The sequence below is a fragment of the Planctomycetaceae bacterium genome (genome assembly GCA_041398785.1).
GTDB lineage: Bacteria > Planctomycetota > Planctomycetia > Planctomycetales > Planctomycetaceae > JAWKUA01.
In genome coordinates this window covers 215,510-233,955 of sequence record JAWKUA010000011.1, presented here as the reverse complement: position 1 = coordinate 233,955, position 18,446 = coordinate 215,510, and the positions used below count along the sequence as shown (strand labels likewise).

Sequence of the window (18,446 nt, the reverse complement as noted above, 5' to 3'; positions counted from 1 at the left end):
GTTTCCGGGACTCGAATATGAATATGCACCGGCTGCCACCAGTGCTTTGAAAACAGGTCCATCCTTTCGGCGGGGACGTCCGCGAATTCGGTGGAATTGGCGGTGCCCCGAATTCCGATGTAGGCGTCAGCCCGCTCCATCGCCGCCGATTCCAGTTCGCCGGCCAGCGTCATGGCTTCCTCGGTGGCGCCAAGGTACAGGCTGCGCAGGACAGCATTGCTTTTCCAGGACACCAGCGGCAGCGCGCCGCGCTGATAGGCGCCATCCACCAGACTGCAGACCAGAGCAGGATCCGGCAGATCAAACGCCTCAATCAACACGACCTGACCGGCGGATAGCTGGCAACTGTGATCCAGCAGCGTTTCCGCCAGCCGGGAAATTCGAGGATCTTTCATGCGACGCGAAGCGTTTCGGAGCGGGACCGGCAGCTCACTGAAAACACGTGACCGCAGGGGTCCGGCGCTGGCAGGGAACCGGAAGAAACACATCCCTCCTGTGTTCGACCCACCAATTTCAACAGGCTGCCCATAGGGCGTGACTGTCCGGATCGTAGGTCAAACGACATGTTTCTTCCAGCACCTGCGTGACTCTACGAATCGTCCGCATCGTCCTCCAGGATCTCACCGTGCCCGTTCATATGCGCGGTATTCGTGGCGGACGTGACGGCGGCGTCGGCAGCGGCAAATCGGCGAATGACGCCGACCACAACACCAAGTTCTCGACTCATCATTCCCGGCACGGCACCGGGCACGACCGGATTCGATGGCACACCGTCATTTCCAACGCGAGTCACGATCAGGCAGTTTCGATCATCCAGACCCGCCATCAGGCTTTCCGGTCTGCCGGTAGCGCCTTTCGCGACGATCAGATAGTCGCCGTCCTGAATTCCCAGCGATCCCAGTGCCGTGCCCCGCACCAGAATGCAGGCTCGGTTTCCGGCCTGAAACAGACCACCGAACTCAACCGTTTCGTCCTCGAGGTCCGGCCGCCACGGATCACCGGAAACGGCGGTGCCCAACAACGGCAGCACCGTTTTTTGCTGTGAGTTGTCCGTGAGCTGAATCGCACGCGACATGTTGGATTCGCGGGAGATCAACCCCTTGCGCTCAAGCGCTTTCAGGTGACACATGACTCCGTTTGGCGAACGGATGCCAAAATGATTCCCAATCTCCCGGACCGTCGGGCCGTAACCGCGTTTCAGAATCTTGTCCTTCAGGAAGTCGTAGATTTCTTCCTGACGCCGCGTAAGAGACGGTTGCTTCTCGGAACTTGAGGCCATCTGGCTTCATGCTTTCGTAGGGGAATTTGACTACACCTCAGGGAGCCATGATGAAAAGCAAATGCAGTGCCAGAATGTCTGGACAGCCTTTCAGTCAGAGAATTCCGGCGTCGGCAGGCCACTGTTCGAAGCTTCCGAAGTCGCTTTTCGAACCGAAGACGCAAAGGCGTAAGTTATTTACGGGTTTAGGCTTTACGTCACCGGCGGGTTGAACGTTCCGAAAACTGGTGGCGTATACCCGAACCTGGATTTTCGTCCACGAGATTCTTCGGCGGACTCACAAGACGATCGTCCTGCGGAGGCAAGTGAAGTGGAACGCTTCGCCGGTGAAGCGAAGTAGCACAGCGCTCGAATTCGCGCCGTCGCCGTTCATTCCCTGTTCAGGAACAACCGCAGTCTATCGCCAACTTCGGCGCCGGCATCTTCGAAGACGTAGTGCCCCGCATCACTGATTTCGTGAGTCTCCGCGTCCGGAAAACGCGTTTGAAATTCATGCAGAAACTCAGGCGTAAAGCACCAGTCCTTCATTCCCCAGATCAGAAGTACGGGCAAATGGCGAAACTGTTCAAGTGATTCTTCAACTTCCAGCAGCGTGTTGTAGCTGCGGTGATCTTGCGCCATCGGAATGTCACGAACGAATTCCCGAACGGCGATTCGCCGAGCCCACGAAGTGTATGGCGCGAGTAACCCGCGCCTGGCCGCGGGACTGAGCGGCTTTTCCACTGCCATCTTCAGGGCAGCCAGCGAGAACAGGTTCAGGCCGCGAAGAGCCAGAGTCCCCAGAACCGGAATGCGGCAAACGGCGATTCGAAGTGGAATTCCGCGACTGCGAAATGCGGCAGTATTCATCAGCACAAATTGCCGAAATCGTTCGGGCTGACTTGCGGCACATCCCATCCCGATCGCTCCACCCCAGTCGTGGGCGATCAGCGTGACGTTCTGCAAGTCCAGCAGCGCGACCAGTTTCGACAGCCGGTCGATGTGCCCCGCCAGAGTGTAAACGTCCGCCTGCGGACGGGATGAAAACCCGCAACCCAGATGGTCGACGGCGATGACTCGAAACTGAGACCTGAACTCTGCCACCAGATGCCGCCACGCGAAACTCCACGTGGGGTTGCCGTGTACCATCAGCAGGACAGGCCCGGAGCCCTCGTCAACGAAGTGCAGCACCTGCCCGCTGACTTCCGCCCAGTGCGATTCGAACGGGTACTCTGCGGCAAACCCTTCTCGATCCGCCGCCGTTTCGCGCAAATCGGCAGGGACGTCTTCGGGATTCAGAATGCGATCGCTAGCCACGGGGGATTACGTTCGGCGGATGGAATATGAAGAGTCCGCGGACAATGCCGGGCGTTCGGGGGCGGCAGGTTATGAGAAGGGCACTCCGCGATCCAGCAAGTGGCGGATCTGGGTCAGCACCGCCACGATGCTGTCGGCGGAATGAGCGCAGGAAATCGAAATTCTCAGCCGCGCTGTTCCAGGCCGAACCGTCGGCGGACGAATAGCGGGCACGAACCAGCCAAGCTGCAGAAGTTTCGACGACAACTGCACGACCGCATGATCGTCGCCCACCAGCACCGGAACAATCGGCGCCGGTCCTTCTCCGATTGTCTGCAGCCCGAGTTCGCGGATTGTCTGATGCGCACGTTGCGTAAGCTGCCGCAGGATATGGCGTCGTTCCGGTTCGTCCGACACGATCTGCACGGCCTGCAGCATCGCCGCGCACATCGCCGGAGGAAGCGCCGTGGAGAAGAACTGGCTGCGAGCCGCGTTGCGAAAGCCAACTGATTGTCTGATGATCGCCGACTGCAAAACCACCGAGACCGCCGAGAGCCTTGCTGAGCGTCCCGACTCTGACTTTGACTCGTGCTTCGCAGTCCGAATGCTCGGAAGCTCCGTGCCCCCGCGAACCGATGACTCCCGTTGCGTGGGCTTCGTCGACAATGACAACGGCATCGAAACGATCGGCGATGTCGCAAAGTTCGGGCAGCGGGGCGAGTGTTCCGTCCATACTGAACACGCCGTCAGTGACGATAAATGTCTGGTCGAACTCATGCCGCCGTTTTGCCAGCGCCGATGTTAGCCGTTCCAGCCGATCGCGGTGATAGACAAGCATTCGTCCGGCACAGGTCTTCGCGGCGTCGATGATGCTGGCGTGGTTGTCGCGGTCGCAGAAGACCGCGTCGTTCGCTTCCACAAGCGTCGTCAGCACTCCCGTGTTGGCCGCGTAACCGCTGGGAAACAGCAGCGCTTCATCCGCGTCTTCGAATCGCGCCAGACAGGATTCCAACTGGTCATGCAGCGGCGACCGACCGGCCACAATCGCGCTGGCGGTCGATCCGGTCTGTTCCGCGGCGGCGTCCTGAAATGCACGGCAGACTCGAACGTCGTGGGCAATGTCCAGGTAGTCGTTCCCGCCGAAATTGACGGAATCGACGTGATCGACACGGCAGCGACCGCCGGGCAGAGTTTCAACGACTCGCGGTGTCCGCAGCAGATTCGATTGCTGAAGCTGCCGCAGCCGCTGAGTCATTCGGTGATCAAAATCGTGCGTCATACGAACTCTGTTACGCGAATTCCCACAGCCATGACCCGTCCGGAAGCGAGGAAAGAATGGCTTCGGCGGCGACCGGCCAGCCGTTCAGCCGAAGTCGGCGGTCGCCTGGTTCGGCACAGATTTCCTCGAACGTACCCGCCGCCCACTGCGTCACGAAACCGCGGTTGCCGCTGACCGGGCCTTCGTATTCCAGATACAGCCGGCGGTGATCGGGTATTCGTTCAGCGGCAACAGCCGAATTCGCGCGCGGCTGTTCCAGCAATCGCCACGATTCCAGCACCTCGCCGGATTCCAGCAGCAGATCCCAGTGCGGGAACGGATGATCGTGCTGCAGAATGACAAACCGTCGAAGCGGCAACGCAGCCTCCTGTTACTGCGACGTCTCAAAAATCGGCAGACCCTTTTCCTTCGCGCGGTCGCGAGTCGTCAGGGTGATGGTCTTTGAGGCTTCGTCGACACTGATCACCAGAACGCCCTTGTACTGCTGCAGGATCGCGTCAATGGCCTGCACGGCGGGAACTTCTCCAAGGTTGAATGTCTGAGCCATCACCTGCGTGATTCCGGCCAGTTCCAGGTCTTCTCCGATGATGTTGACCGGCGTGCTGATTTCTTCGCCGATGTAGGCAAACGCTTCCTGTAACGGCGTCCTGCGGAAATCGATCAGAATGGGCATCTGCAGCCGTTCGGCGACCGTGTTCGGCAATTGGTCCGTAGCGGCGACTGGGGGACGGGACGTGTCGGAGGCTGTCGCGACAGACTGGTTCCAGGTCAGCGCGGCGGCTCCCGCAAGATTGGCGCCGGCGACGTCGGGCAGCAGTGTCACGAGCCGCACGTAGTTTTGTCCGACGTGCGACGAGGTTCCCAGAGTCATCGCGGCCAGCATCGCCGGAAAACGCCCGATCAGCGTTTTGGAGCCCACCGTGGACGGCTGCATTCCGCGAACGGCCGAATACATCTGACCCGGCAGCTTCTCCAGTTGAGATTCCATGTACCGCTGAACGCGCGCCGGCGAGCTGGTGTTGCTTTGATGCAGCAGCGTTTCCATGAAGAAGTACCGCCGGTCCAGATGGAAACTCCACGACACCGTCTGAATGTCCTTGCCGAACCACAGCACGAACTGATCCGCCAGCGGCTGCAACTGTTCGATGAAGATGTCCTGGCGATGATCGTCCAGATTGCTGACATCAAACAACACGGTGGCGTGCCGGTTTCGATCCGACTGTTCCAGCAGAGGCTGCAGGTCGACCAGGGCCAGCGCCGGATACTGCTTCGCCGACGCAAGTGCTTCCGACAGCCCGGCCGGAGCGACGGCGAATGTCTGTTCGTCGGCGATGATGTAGCTGAATGCACCGGATTCGTAGACCTCCGCCGACAGGTCCGTCCGAATCTGCCCGCCGAAGGCTCTGATCAGGTCCGAATTCGACAGCGGATCCTTCAGTCTGACGACCGCACCAACATCGGCTGGCGAACCGCGCGGACCGAAGTTGACGGCGAAGGTCAGTTCGCTGATCTGCTGCGGCTGGAAGTGAGTGACGTCCTGAATTTTGCCTTCCAGCCAGACGATGAACTGCTCACCAAGCAGCGCCCGGAATTCCGCGACGTCTCGATCGTTCGCCCACAGTTCCGCCGGGCGCAGGTGCAGAATCAATTGCGGCGTGAATGCGATGTAGTTCAGCGGAATCGGGTCGCCGGTGGTGGGGCTCAGCTTTTGAGCGTCATCGTTGGATTCCGCCTGGCGAGACTGCTGAGCTTCCGCCGCGAGATTTCGTTTCGGAGGCTGCTTATCGGCAATTGCCGGACCGGGCGGCGTCCGGTTCGAATTCCACCAGACCGCCAGCATCGCGAACACAAAGATCGCCGTCACAATGCCAAACAGGACCGGTCCTCTGCGGTTTCTCTTCCGCCGCCCCTGAATTCGAGCCGCCACGCTGCCCGGTTCGCCGGCAATTACCGGCGGCGAAACTTCGGCGGGCGCCGTTGGCATCGGCATAGAAACAACCGGCGCGGGTGGAGCCGTGGCCGGCGGCACGGTTCCAAAGTCCAGCGGCCGCGCCATCGGCGGAAGGTTCAATTCGTCCGACGCCGCTGATGAAACTTCAGTGGGATCGTCGGGAACCCATCGCGGTGATGTTCCGACCAGCGGCGCGTCGGCCCGGGTTTTTGGCGGTGCGGGAGCTTCCGGTTCCGCCAGATGCAGCTCGACCTCATCCGGTTCTTCCAGCACGAAGCGATGCTTACATTGCGAGCACCGTGCTTTGCGGCCGAGATACTCCGGGCCGGGCAGTTTCAGAAATGCGCCACACTTCGGGCAGGGAATCTTGATCGCAGCCATGACGTCTGTTCGTGGGCTGTTCGCCGGGACGATTGCCGATTCCGGCGGCAGATGTCAGCGAAACCGGTCGTCGGCGAACGGATGAAGGTCTCGCAGGTTCTTTGGACGCGGCAAAGCGTCCAGCAGGGCTTCCGCAGCGCGAAAATCATCCGCGGTGGTAATCTTGATATTCATCGGCCAGCCGTCAACCACGTGAACCGGATGGCCGGTCGCTTCGACCAGCGAAGCTTCGTCGGTGAATCGGCTCAAATCGCCGGCGGAATCAAACGCCTGCCGCAGCAGTTCACGTCGGAAGACCTGCGGCGTCTGAGCAAGCACCAGTCTGGATCGATCGACGGTGCGCTGAATTGTCCCGTCGCCGGCGACTTCCTTGACCGTACTGCTGACCTTCAGGCCGGGAATCGCCGCCTGCTTTTCGACGGCGGCGGCGAACACGGCGTCGATCCATTTTGCCGTCAGCAGCGGGCGGGCCGCATCGTGGACGGCGACGAAATCTGCATCGCTTTGCAGGGCGTTCAGTCCGTTCTGAACACTTGCCGCTCGGGTTGTTCCACCCGAAACAACCCTGATTTCCAGTAGCGCCAGATTCGCCAGATAGCGCGTTTGAAAGTCTTCGCGGTCGTCGGCGGCCAGCACCAGAATGACTTCGGCAACGTCGTCGCGATTGATGAAATGTTCGACGGAACGCAGCCAGATCGCCCGTCCCTTCAGGTCGACGAAGGGCTTCTTTTTCCGGAAACCGGTGAACCGCGAACTTTCTCCCGCGGCGGGAAGGATGACGGCAAACTTCGGCATAAGAATTCACAGCCAGGTCAATTGCGGAGGGGCTTGCGACGACACCTGCAACGGTTGTGGCGACTCGCCGCCGCAGCTAATCAGTCTTTCCCGGATTTGCCGGCCAACAGCTTCGCAGTCACATACGCGATCACGTCGTCGTTGTTTCGGGCCACGTCTTCCAGGACGTCACAGCGGCCGAGTTCCGCACACAGCGCCGAAAACGAAAACCCGGCGGGATCCTCCAGACGACCGACATACGGAGCCGCCAGTTCCAGAACTTCGTCGGTTCGATTCACTCGCTGAGCCAGGTCCAGCAGCACGAAGGCAATCAACTGCCGATCGGAAATTTCCGGTTCGTCCTGCAGCCGCTGTTTGAAGTAAGACAGCGAATCATCCACGTTGCGGCCGGCCAGAGCGGTCAGGAACCAGTGATGTGCCGTGTAGTATTCGTCGAACGGAACATCTCCGGGATACTGCAACTGGTCGGCCAGATGAGATCCGTAGTCGCACAGCTCGATGGCCAGCTTCAGTTCCGGATCGTCACGTTGCAGTGCGCGTGCAAAACCGACGGTCGAATGCAGATGAGAAACGTCGATGTGATAGTTTCCGTCGGCGAACAGCCACTCCCGGCCGGCCATCAGTTCCGCAATGGACGCATTTGGCGGCAGCGCTGGATTCCGCGATTCCACCTGTCGGCGGATTGATTGCTGCAGGTCTCCATAGATTTGGCGCACCATCATGGCGGCCGCCGCGCGGCGTTCAGCGGACGACATCTGCTGCTGGACCTGGCTGAAAGCCGTGATGGTGTTGCACGTGCCGTGAGTCTTCAGCAGGAACTCCAGCCCGCGAACAATGTGGGCTCCCTCGTATAGCGCGACATTCAAAACAGCATCGAAATCGTCATCCGGTTCGCGGGGCACCGGTATTTGGTCGATGGCATCCTTAACCGGCTGCGGTTCGCCGATCGTGCGAAAATAGGCCCACGCATCCGACAGCTTTCCGGCATCCAGAAACAACCGGCCGACTCTGCGAGCCGCGTTGATATAGCCTTCGCGGAACACGGCTTCCCGGTCCTTCGGAACACCGTCCAGCGATGTCGGCTGAGTCACCGACAGTCCCAGATCTCGCCGGATTCGAATCAGACTGGCATCGAACAGGCGGTGAAAATCCTGTTGCTGCAGCAGCGTTTCCTCCAGCGAATCGAGCAGTAGTTCTTCTGTCGCGTCGTCCCCGGAAAGCGTCTGCAGCAGTTCGATACCGCCGGAAGCAGCGGCGGCAGGTGTCGTTGTGGACGTCATTTCTCGTGCCTGAATGTGCGTCGTCGGCCGTTCCTGAATGTGTCTGGCCACAGTGTAACGGAAAACCAGGATGATTCGACGACAGCCGCGCGGATCGCACGTATGTCGCGGGAAGTTCCCGGCCCGTTCTTGTTCCGGAACGGCGACGCAGCAACAATTGGTGCTCACGTTTCCGACATCCCGCAAATCATTCAGTCCGGGGCTTCTTCATGCTTCGATCTTTGCTTGTTTCGATGGTCGTCCTCCAGACCTGCGGCAGCCTGATGGCTGACGGTGACCCGGGAATCGTGTCCGAAAAACCGTCGGAAGGCCGCAGTGTGAAGGTCGAAGCCGGCTACATGGTGCCCTACCGGATGAAGATTCCCGGAACGGATGTCTCGTTCGAAATGGTGCCGATTCCGGGTGGTGAGTTCCTGATGGGAAGCCCGGATTCCGAAGCTTCACGTGACGAGAGCGAAGGCCCGCAGCGCCGGTTTCACGTCGATCCGTTCTGGATGGGTCGCTACGAAGTTCGCTGGAATGAATACAAGCAGTACATGGAACTGTACGCTGCCTTCAAGAAATTTCGGGAGCTGAACATTCGCCGTGTGACGGACGAAAACAGCGTCGATGTCGTCACGTCTCCGACTCCGCTGTACGACCCGACGTTTACTTTCGAATTCGGTGAGGACCCGATGCAGCCGGCCATCACGGTCTCCCAGTACGCCGCCAAGCAGTACACAAAATGGCTGAGCGCCATCACAGGGCAGCAGCACCGGCTGCCAACCGAGGCCGAATGGGAATATGCCTGCCGCGCCGGCACCACGACGGCTTACAGCTACGGCGACGACCCGTCAAAGCTGGGTGACTACGCCTGGTTCGTCAAAAACACCGAAGATTCCGGTACAAAGCTGACCGGCGCGAAGCAGCCGAATCCGTGGGGGCTGTTTGACATGCATGGCAACGCGGCGGAGTGGGTTCTGGATGCCTACGCGCCGTACGAAGCAACGGACCGGGTTCTGAACGCCGCCACCGACTGGGTGCGACCAACGCAGCTTAATCCCCGAGTCGTTCGAGGCGGCACCTGGGAATTTGGTGCCGCCCAATGCCGCAGCGCTTCTCGGTATCCGTCTGACTATTCCGCGTGGCGGGAGACGGATCCCAACTTCCCCAAGAGCCCGTGGTGGTTTACCGACGATCCCGGACGCGGCGTGGGATTCCGGATCATCCGACCGCTGAAGGAAGTGTCGCGCGAGCAGATGGAAGAATTCTGGAAGGTGGATGTCGACGAGACGATGTATGAAGTCGACGAACGGATTGAAACCGGCCGAGGCGTGCAGGGGATCGTCGATAAGGATCTGCCGGCCGCCATCGAAAAGCTGGAAGACTGATTCGCCCGGCCGCGCGACCGAATTCCTGGCGTGTGTAATTCACCGTGGAATGCCAACCGGTCGCATTTGCCGCTCACCCGCCTTCGATCGCCTGCCGCAGGTCGTCGATGAGATCCGCGACGTGTTCGACGCCGACGGAAACCCGCAGCAAACCGTCGGTGATACCCGCTGCCGCACGACCTTCCGGAGACATCGCGGCGTGGCTCATCGTCGCCGGAAAGCACAGCAGCGACTCGACGCCGCCGAGGGACACACCGACGTCAAACAGCTTCGTCCGCGTGCAGACCCGTTCGGCCGCGTCCCGACCACCCGTCATCTCGAAACTCAGCATCGCCCCGAAGCCGCGCTGCTGGCGTTTTGCAAGGTTGTGCTGCGGATGGAACTTCAGGCCGGGATAGTGAACCTTCCAGACTTCCGGATGCAGTTCCAGGAATTCCGCGATCTTCATGGCGGACCGCTGAGCCTGCTCCATGCGACATGCCAGAGTCTTCACGCCGCGCAGGACCAGCCACGCGTCGAACGGTGAACAGGCCAGGCCGACGGCATTGCAGATCCACGCCAGCCGTTCACCGATCGCAATGTCTTTGGCAATCACGGCGCCGCTGACGACGTCGGAATGACCGTTGATGTATTTCGTGGTCGAATGCATCACGATGTCGCAGCCGAAGTCAAACGGCTTCTGCAGATACGGCGACATAAACGTGTTGTCGCACATCGCCAGAGCCCGGTGCTGCCTTGCCAGGTCGGCAACCGCCCGCAGATCGACGACCTTCAGCAGCGGATTGCTGGGAGTCTCGATCCACACGCCCTTCGTTTCCGGCCGAAACGCATCGCGAACGGCGTCCAGGTCGGTCATGTCGACGAACGAAAACGACAGTTGCTTCTCAGTGAGAAACCGGTCGAACAGCCGGTGCGATCCGCCGTACACATCAGCCGGCACGATGATGTGATCGCCCGGATTGAACAGCGCCATCACGCAATAGGTCGCCGCCATGCCGGTGGCCGTGGCCACGCAGCAGGCTCCTCCTTCCAGAGCCGCCAGGTTTTCCTGCAAAGCATCCCGCGTGGGATTGCCGGACCGTGAATAGTCATAGCCGGCGTTGCTGTCCAGATCCGTCCAGTCAAACGTCGAAGTCGCGTAGATCGGCGTGATGACGCTGTTGTACTGCTGATCCTTGTGAACGCCGGCGTGGACGGCTTTGGTTTCGAAGTGCATGAGAACGACAGGCCCGATGGGAAAGGAATAACGGCTGAGGCGTCGCGGGATTTCGCGAGATTGTCACATCGCTTTCGAAGATTCGAAGTAGCCCTGCAGCGCAGCAAGAATGGTCTCCGGCGAAGCCATCCGTCCGGGGCCGATCTGCCCGCAGCTCAGCCAGCCGTCTTCCGGATCGATCAGAATGTGCCCGTCTGCCTTCAACTGTTCGACGTTTCGCTGCACGGACGGCTTCGACCACATGTCGCAGTTCATCGCCGGCGCCAGGAACACGGGCACCGTCGCGACCAGGACAATCGTCGCCAGCAGGTCGTCCGCGAATCCGTGTGCCAGTCTGGCCATGGTCTGAGCCGTCGCGGGAGCAATCACGATCGCGTGCGCTCGCTGAGCAAGACCAATGTGTTCTCCCCGAAAGTGCTCATTCGCGCGAAACGGATCGCTGTTGACGGGTCTTCCGGTCAGCGCTTCAAACGTTGTGGCACCGATAAAACGGTGAGCGGATTCCGTCATCACGACGGAAACCCTGGCCTGCTGCTGAACCAGCTTGCTGCACAGGTCGGCGGCTTTGAAGGCCGCGATGCCGCCTGTGATTCCCAGCAGGATTTCTCGGTTTGCGAAGATTGACATGCCGGGAAGTTTCGCACGCCGCTAAAGCATTGGCAATGGGTGCCGGCGGTCGGGCATTGGCAGCGGCTACGACAGCAGCAGTTCCAGGTCTTCGACCGACAGGTCCTTCAGCACACTCTGGGTGTCGTCGCCTTCCAGAATCGCGTCGGCCAGTTCCCGCTTCTTGCTTTGCAGTTCGGCAATCTTTTCTTCCACCGTGTCGCGGCAGATCATGCGATAGGCGAACACGGTCCTGGTCTGCCCGACTCGGTGAGCACGGTCGATGGCCTGAGCTTCCACGGCCGGGTTCCACCACGGATCCAGCAGAAACACGTAGTCGGCCGCGGTCAGATTCAGTCCGAGCCCACCGGCCTTCAGGCTGATCAGAAAGACCTTGCAGCCGTCGTCCGACTGGAAGCGGTTGACATGCTTCTGCCGATCGCGAGTCTGGCCGTCCAGGTATTCGTAGTCGATGCCGTTTTCCTCCAGATGCTGGCGCACGATCGCCAGCATGCTGGTGAATTGCGAGAACACCAGCGACTTGTGGTCTTCGGCCACAAGTTCCTTCAGGTGCGGAATCAGGAATTCCAGTTTCGCATACGGTTCATCCTCGTCACCCCGATTCAGCAGCGCCGGGTGGCATGCGGCCTGCCGCAGCCGCAGCAGCGCTTCCAGAACATGCATCTTGCTGCGAGCCAGACCTTCTTTCTGAACAAGCCCCAGCAGTGAATCGCGGTAGTGCAGCCGCAGTTCGTCGTACAGCCTTCGCTGATCGTCTTCCATGTCGCAGAAGATGGTTTCTTCCAGTCGGTCGGGCAGTTCCGCGGCGACCTGCTTCTTGGTGCGTCGCAGGATGAACGGCCGCAGACCGCGCGACACCAGTTGGCGGGCTTCTCTGCTTTCGGGATCCGTTACGTGGCTGCGAAATGCGGTGCTGCGTCCCAGCATTCCGGGGTTGAGAAACTCAAAGATCGACCACAGATCGCCGGCATTGTTTTCGATGGGTGTGCCGCTCAGAGCCAGCCGGTGTCGGGCACGCAGCAACCGGGACGCGCGCGCGATCTGCGACGTGGGATTCTTGATCGTCTGTGCCTCGTCCAGCACGACGTAGTCGAATTCGTAATCCTTCAGAATGGCGATGTCGCGGCGAACGGTGCCGTACGTTGACAGCACGACGTCGTATTTTTCGAACTCCGCGCGCAGGGCGGATCGTTCCAGGCCGGAGTAATCCAGGACTTTCAGTTTCGGAGCGAAGCGGTTGCATTCGTTTCGCCAGTTGAAGATCAGCGACCGCGGCACAACGACCAGTGACGGCCGAGTGTCCTTCTTTGCCTGATCGCGGTGCTTCAGCAGCATGGCAATAAACTGCACGGTCTTTCCCAGACCCATGTCATCGGCCAGACATCCGCCGAAATTGAAGTCGTGCAGAAACGTCATCCACGACAGGCCGTCTCGCTGGTAGTCGCGAAGTTCACCGGTGAACGCACTGGGGACTTCGGCCGCCTCGATGCCGGAAAAGGTTCGGAAGCGTTCCCGCATCTCTTCGAACCGGGCATCGAATTCCACGTCCTGCTGAGCCGACAGCAATGCGTCGAGCAGCGCTGCCTGCGAATTCGAAAACCGCAGCGAATCTTCGTCGACCGTCCCCAGACCGGAAATCATGCCGATCTGTTCCAGCCATTCTTCGGGCAGAATTCCCAGCGATCCGTCGTCCAGCCGAACCGTCGCGTCGCCGCGTTCCAGGGCGTGCAGCAATTCCGGGAACGCCACGGAGCGACCTTCAAAATCGATGTCCGCGCGGACGTCGAACCAGTCGATGTCCGATTCCACGCGGAACCGCATCCCGCCGGCCTGCCGGACCTGGCTGCCGTCCGCGTAGACGGACCACCCGTTTTCGACAAGTTCCCGAACAGCGCGGCCCAGTTCGCGGCGAGCGATTTCGACGTCCGTGTGCGTTTGTGCTCCGTTGAGTCGCTTGCGGAACCCCACTTCGCGCAACAGTTCCCAGCAGCCGCTTTCAAAATCGCGGTCACGAATAATGCAGCGATTGTGTTCGCGCTGCACAACGGCCCAGCGAGCGTTGCGGCCCGCCACTGGTGTTCCCAGGTAGTTGAAGATCACCTCACCGGTCAGCGAATCATTCCGCCAGCGCGACATCGGCGGCGACGAAATCCGCAGCGTCGGCGAGGGAGTGGCACGGACTTCCTCCAGTTGCAGATCCTTCGGAAGCTCCAGACGCGGCAGCGTGGGAATGTCCAGCAACCGGTCAACAAAGTCGTGCTGGTCGGCCGCGGGAATCTTCAGCGGCGTTTCCGACGACAGCATCTGCATCCACTGTGATGCTCCAAAGTCACGCAGCCGCGCGATACTGTCGGACGTCACCAGGAACCCGCCGGGAACCGCCAGCGGCACTTCGGAAAGGTTCAGCGATTCCTCCCCGCGCACCAGCAATCCCGCAACGACCCAGCCTTCGCTGTCGGTGTCGCGCTTCACGCGGACCGTCAGTTCCCACGGTTCGCCGTCGTCCCATTCCAGCTTCTGCTCGCCCGTTTCGCTGACGCCGGGGATTGTCAGCCGGCCGGATCGGCACATGTCGGGAAGAATCAGTGTGCCCAGTTCGAAGGGAAGGTAGAACCGATGGGCGGCGGCCTTCAGTTCGGCCTGCTGCGTCGACCAGTTGTTGCGTTCCGGAATTGCGCCGGCAAGGTACGACAAGAACGTGCGGTCGTCTTCGTGTTCGATCTGATCGAGTTCACCCGGCTTAATCTTCAGCGGCTTGATTTTTCCCCACTGACCGCTGGAACGCCGCTGTCGCTGAGACGCCTGAATCACCAGCTTTCCGGCTTCCCGGCTGGCCTCCAGGTCCAGTTCGTAAAAAATCTGCCGGTCCTGGCTTTGAGCCTTCTTTCCCTTGCGATCGGGAACCGACATTTCCTCCTGCAGCGAAAGCAGCCGGGCTTCCCACGGCCGCAGACGAACCTCCGCCTGCTGAGGACGCGACTTGACCTTTGCCTTCGGAACCCGGGCATCCATTTCCGGTTCAAAGTCAGCCGACAGGTCGTCGACCCGAATCGGTCCGGCTTTCGGCCGTGCCACAAACGGCACCAGTCGACCCGGCCGGATTGCCGGATTTACGTACCCCTCCAGATCCGCCGTCAGCACCGTGGCCCACAAGTGTTTGCACGCTTTGGACTTTGCGAACTGATCGCACGTGCAAAACATGGCGATATCGGATTCCTGGTAGCGCAGTTGAGTCTGGTACTCAACCCCGTCAACCACCAGTCCGAAGACGTTTTCTTCCGTGACGCGGACCAGTGAAACACGTTCCGCTTCGATGTAAGCCGCCCCGCGATGTCTGAGGTCGGCACGAAAACGATTCTGCAGCAGCTCCGAGAGAGTCATGGAATCCTTAGCGTCTGTATCAACAAGAACCGGCCGGCATTTCGCAGCGGCGATGACAACACCGGAAAACTGCGCAGCTTACACCGTGCTGCAACTTGCGGGAAAGAATTGTGAAACGCGAACATCAGCGCCGATTACGGCGCGATCAAAGGCGGATCGCGGAGGGTAACGCAAACAGGGTTGTTCTGGCCAGAACAGGTGCCCGGATTTCGCTTTCCCCGGAGAACAGACCGCGTGCAGGGGGACGTAAGGCGACTTCCTGAACAGAATGGCCCCGCTCGCACGGACCAATCGGAGCCGATTGTTTCGGCAAAATTCGACGTTCGGTGGTCCGCAGACTCGTATTGAGGCAGATGGCCGGATTCGTTATTGCTACGGTCCCCCGCCTTAACAACACGGGGCTGAACGGATTCAGACAACCTCCCCTCTCCTCGCTCCCGTCAAATTCACATCTTCCCACCAGCCGCCGGGTTTGCTGCGGTGTTTCTGACGTCGGATTGCGATGGCAACTGACGTCCTGACCCGCACACCAGGTGCCGCGCTGACGAGATGTCCTATGCCTTCGCCGCGAACGCGCCAACCGCCGAAATCGCCATCGCACTGTGGCCAAACGCTGCGCGCGATCCTGGTTCTGGCGTGTACGGTGATCGTTTTGGCCATTCCTGCGATTTGTGAGGAGCTTCCCCAGCGAATCACCGACGTTCGCATCGAAGGAAACGAGACGATCCCGGCGTCGGTGATTCTTCAGAAGATTCAAACTCAGCCGGATCGAGACGTTTCCAGCCGCCAGATTCGCGAAGACAAGCGATCCTTGATGAGCACCCGCTGGTTCTACAGTGTTCAGGAACGCTTCGAGGACACTCCGCAGGGCACTGTGCTGATCTTCAAGGTTCACGAACGACCGATCGTGAAGAAGGTTGAGTTCATTGGCAACGAAAAGATCAAGACCAAACAACTGGCGTCGTGGACGGGGCTCAAGGTCGGCAGCCCGTTTGATCACATGGCCAACCGGGAAGCTGTCAATCGCATCGAACAGGAATACAGGGAAAAGGGCCACTTCTTCGTCAAAGTGGAACTCGTGAAGGGTGGCGAGCCCGGTGACCGCGAAGTGATTTTCAGAATCAATGAAGGACCAAAGGTTCGGGTCACAAGCCGTGTGTTCAGCGGTGTCGGCGATGTCGTTTCCGCCGCACGTCTGAAGACAAAGCTGCAGTCCAAGTCCGCGATCCTGGGCCTGTTCGGCGGACTCTACCGTCCGGAAACACTGCAGCAGGACGAGTACGCTTTGAAGCAGTACTACAACGACCTGGGATTCTTCGACGTCCAGGTCGAAACGGAACCGCTGTTTTCCCGTGATCGGTCCAGAGTCCGGCTGCATTACACAGTCAGCGAAGGCACACGCTACCGCGTTCGTGAAATCCGCGTCGAAGGCAATCAGGTTCTGTCGACGGCACAATTGCAGGCGATCCGGGAAATGAACGAAGGTGACTACTTCAACGCCCTGCCCCTGTCAAAAGATGTGCGGTACATGCTGGGACTGTACGGCGAACGAGGACACTATTTTGCCTCCGTCCGGCCGGTGTATCACTTCACGGAACAGCCGGGCATTGTGGATCTGGTATTTGACATTGACGAAGACCGCAAGCGCTACATCCGCAACTTCGATGTCGCGTTCATGAATGAACAGTCTCACACCAAGGAGACCGTGATTCTGGACCGGATGCAGGTCGAACCCGGAGATCTGGCCGATCCGAAGCTCATCGGCCGCGGACGATCCCGAGTCAATGGCGGAGGCCTGTTTGAAGGTGTGCAGGTCAACGTAATTCCCGTCGATCCGGAAACGGATCAGTTTCTGTCGGCGTCCGATTCACGGACATTTCGCGGCCAGCAACCGCTGGGCGGCTTCTCTTACGGTCAGCCCGACTGGACAGATCGCTTCGAATACAACGTTCGGTATGCCGCCTATGAACATGCCGCAACCGGCGGCACGGCGGCACGGATTCCCTATGGTCACTCCGTCCTGAGCACAGAACCGCCGTCGAACAGCCCGACCGCGCCCCGGCCCCCGACTGGCGGTCACACATCGGGTGACGCACATTCAGCGCCGGCGAATGCCGCTCCGAAGCGGGACGATGAGGTCGCGGCAGAGACAACCGACGGTCAGGTGATGCTGCTGCCGAGAAACCCCTTGCCGCAAATGCTGGAATACCAACTGGCTCAACCGGCCGCTTTGTTTCATCAACCGCCGGAAGACCTGCTGGTTTCGAACTTTCCGCCGGCCGAGGACCGTGATGACGACGTGATCATTCGCGGCCAGAGCCCCGGCGGATCGTTCTACGGACAGACGCCGACGCCTCGTCCGGGCGATGCGATTCTGCAGGGAAGCCCGTTCAACAACCAGTTCCAGACACCGCCCCCCGGCTGGGTCGACATCAATGTTCAGGCGGCGGAGGGACGCACCGGCCGCCTGATGTTCGGCTTCGGAGTCAACAGCGACGCGGGGATCGTTGGATCATTCGTCTGGGACGAAAGCAACTTCGACCTGTTCCGCCCGCCGCAGACGTTTGCCGACATCATCGAAGGCCGGGCCTGGCGGGGCGGCGGCCAACGGTTTCGATTCGAAGCGGCTCCCGGCGACATTGTCAGCCGCTACGCTCTGCAGTGGACCGACCCGTATTTCATGTACACCGATTACAGCCTGAGTGTCAGCGGATTCTTCTTCAACCGGTTCTATCCGGACTGGGATGAAGAACGGCTCGGCGGACGAGTGGCCGTCGGACGCCAACTGACGCCGGAATGGTCGGTGGCTGCGGCACTGCGTCTGGAAGACGTGAACCTGCGCGGCGTCGCGGCGGGAGCACCCGCGATCCTGCAGCAGGCCGTGGGCGACAATTTCCTGTCCACCGGCCGGTTATCCGTGACTCACGATACTCGCGACGCAGTCATCATGCCGGGAACCGGACACTACTTTGATGCGGGCTACGAGCAGGCATTCGGCGACTTTACCTATCCGCGCTTTGAAGGCGAATTTCGCCAGTACTTCACTCTGCACCAGCGACCCGACGGCAGTGGACGACAAGTGCTGACTCTGGCCGGCGACGTCGGCTGGAGCGGCGACGACACACCTGTCTTCGAACGCTTCTACGCCGGCGGATTCCAGTCGTTTCGCGGTTTCGCGTTCCGCGGTGTGACGCCGCGAATCAACAACATCGGGATCGGCGGCAACTTCAAGGCCCTTGGAACGGTTGAGTATCGAATTCCCCTGACGGCTGACGACATGATCAACTTCGTGGCCTTCACCGATGTCGGTACCGTGGAAGAATCCGCCAGCCTGGCCAACTTCCGCGCCACAGCGGGCGTTGGTCTGCGAGTCGTGGTTCCCGCGATGGGGCCCGTTCCGCTGGCCTTCGACTTCGCATTCCCGATCAAGAGCCAGGCGTTTGACGACGAACGAATCTTCAGCTTCTACGTCGGAATCAATCGCTGAGCAGAAATTGGTCGGCTGCTCCCGAACGCCCTGCCGGCACCGCTGCCGTCTCAGGCCTGAAACAGGTTCGGCTGTGCCCGAATTGACTTACCGCAGCGAACGGTTATTCTGCCTGCCATTGGCGG

The 18,446-nt window shown here is 60.2% G+C and carries 13 protein-coding genes; 2 read left to right on the top strand and 11 right to left on the bottom strand.

The window, feature by feature from the left end:
- The 8 genes from R3C19_14870 to R3C19_14835 all read right to left on the bottom strand — a co-directional run.
- Nucleotides 1–395 (bottom strand): aminopeptidase (locus R3C19_14870; GenBank protein ID MEZ6061627.1); only part of this gene is annotated, 395 nt, incomplete at its 3' end.
- A gap of 194 nt (nt 396–589) precedes the next feature.
- Nucleotides 590–1,279, bottom strand: a complete 690-nt coding sequence (locus R3C19_14865; GenBank protein MEZ6061626.1) for a repressor LexA — start codon at nt 1,277–1,279, stop codon at nt 590–592.
- A 369-nt stretch (nt 1,280–1,648) separates the two neighbouring features.
- Nucleotides 1,649–2,575, bottom strand: coding sequence for an alpha/beta fold hydrolase (locus tag R3C19_14860; GenBank protein MEZ6061625.1), 927 nt, complete (start codon nt 2,573–2,575; stop codon nt 1,649–1,651).
- Entirely contained in the window at nt 2,568–3,833 is a 1,266-nt protein-coding gene (locus R3C19_14855; protein ID MEZ6061624.1) for an aminotransferase class I/II-fold pyridoxal phosphate-dependent enzyme, read from the bottom strand. The genes R3C19_14860 and R3C19_14855 overlap by 8 nt, the downstream gene beginning before the upstream one ends.
- Nucleotides 3,834–3,843: 10 nt before the next feature.
- The gene (locus R3C19_14850; protein ID MEZ6061623.1) at nt 3,844–4,191 is read right to left on the bottom strand and encodes a DNA polymerase ligase N-terminal domain-containing protein; all 348 of its coding nucleotides are present in this window, start codon (nt 4,189–4,191) and stop codon (nt 3,844–3,846) included.
- Nucleotides 4,192–4,203: 12 nt separating this feature from the next.
- Nucleotides 4,204–6,165, bottom strand: a complete 1,962-nt coding sequence (locus R3C19_14845) for a hypothetical protein (GenBank protein MEZ6061622.1) — start codon at nt 6,163–6,165, stop codon at nt 4,204–4,206.
- Between the two features lie 54 nt (nt 6,166–6,219).
- Entirely contained in the window at nt 6,220–6,960 is a 741-nt protein-coding gene (gene ispD, locus R3C19_14840) for a 2-C-methyl-D-erythritol 4-phosphate cytidylyltransferase (protein ID MEZ6061621.1), read from the bottom strand.
- A gap of 80 nt (nt 6,961–7,040) precedes the next feature.
- Nucleotides 7,041–8,240 carry a hypothetical protein gene (locus R3C19_14835; protein MEZ6061620.1) on the bottom strand — a complete coding sequence of 400 codons (1,200 nt, stop codon included), beginning with the start codon at nt 8,238–8,240 and terminating at the stop codon, nt 7,041–7,043.
- Nucleotides 8,241–8,449: 209 nt separating this feature from the next.
- Between R3C19_14835 and R3C19_14830 the strand changes: the two genes are divergently transcribed.
- Nucleotides 8,450–9,610, top strand: coding sequence for a formylglycine-generating enzyme family protein (locus tag R3C19_14830; GenBank protein ID MEZ6061619.1), 1,161 nt, complete (start codon nt 8,450–8,452; stop codon nt 9,608–9,610).
- A 73-nt stretch (nt 9,611–9,683) separates the two neighbouring features.
- On the opposite strand, the gene R3C19_14825 is transcribed toward R3C19_14830, so the two are convergent.
- From R3C19_14825 to R3C19_14815, 3 genes are all read right to left on the bottom strand, one after another.
- Nucleotides 9,684–10,826, bottom strand: coding sequence for a PLP-dependent aspartate aminotransferase family protein (locus tag R3C19_14825; protein ID MEZ6061618.1), 1,143 nt, complete (start codon nt 10,824–10,826; stop codon nt 9,684–9,686).
- 63 nt (nt 10,827–10,889) lie between these two features.
- Nucleotides 10,890–11,453, bottom strand: coding sequence for a flavoprotein (locus tag R3C19_14820; protein MEZ6061617.1), 564 nt, complete (start codon nt 11,451–11,453; stop codon nt 10,890–10,892).
- Between the two features lie 66 nt (nt 11,454–11,519).
- Nucleotides 11,520–14,834: a DEAD/DEAH box helicase gene (locus R3C19_14815; GenBank protein ID MEZ6061616.1), complete on the bottom strand. Its 3,315-nt coding sequence runs from the start codon at nt 14,832–14,834 to the stop codon at nt 11,520–11,522.
- A gap of 556 nt (nt 14,835–15,390) precedes the next feature.
- Between R3C19_14815 and R3C19_14810 the strand changes: the two genes are divergently transcribed.
- Nucleotides 15,391–18,321: an outer membrane protein assembly factor gene (locus R3C19_14810; protein ID MEZ6061615.1), complete on the top strand. Its 2,931-nt coding sequence runs from the start codon at nt 15,391–15,393 to the stop codon at nt 18,319–18,321.
- Nucleotides 18,322–18,446 lie beyond the last annotated feature (125 nt).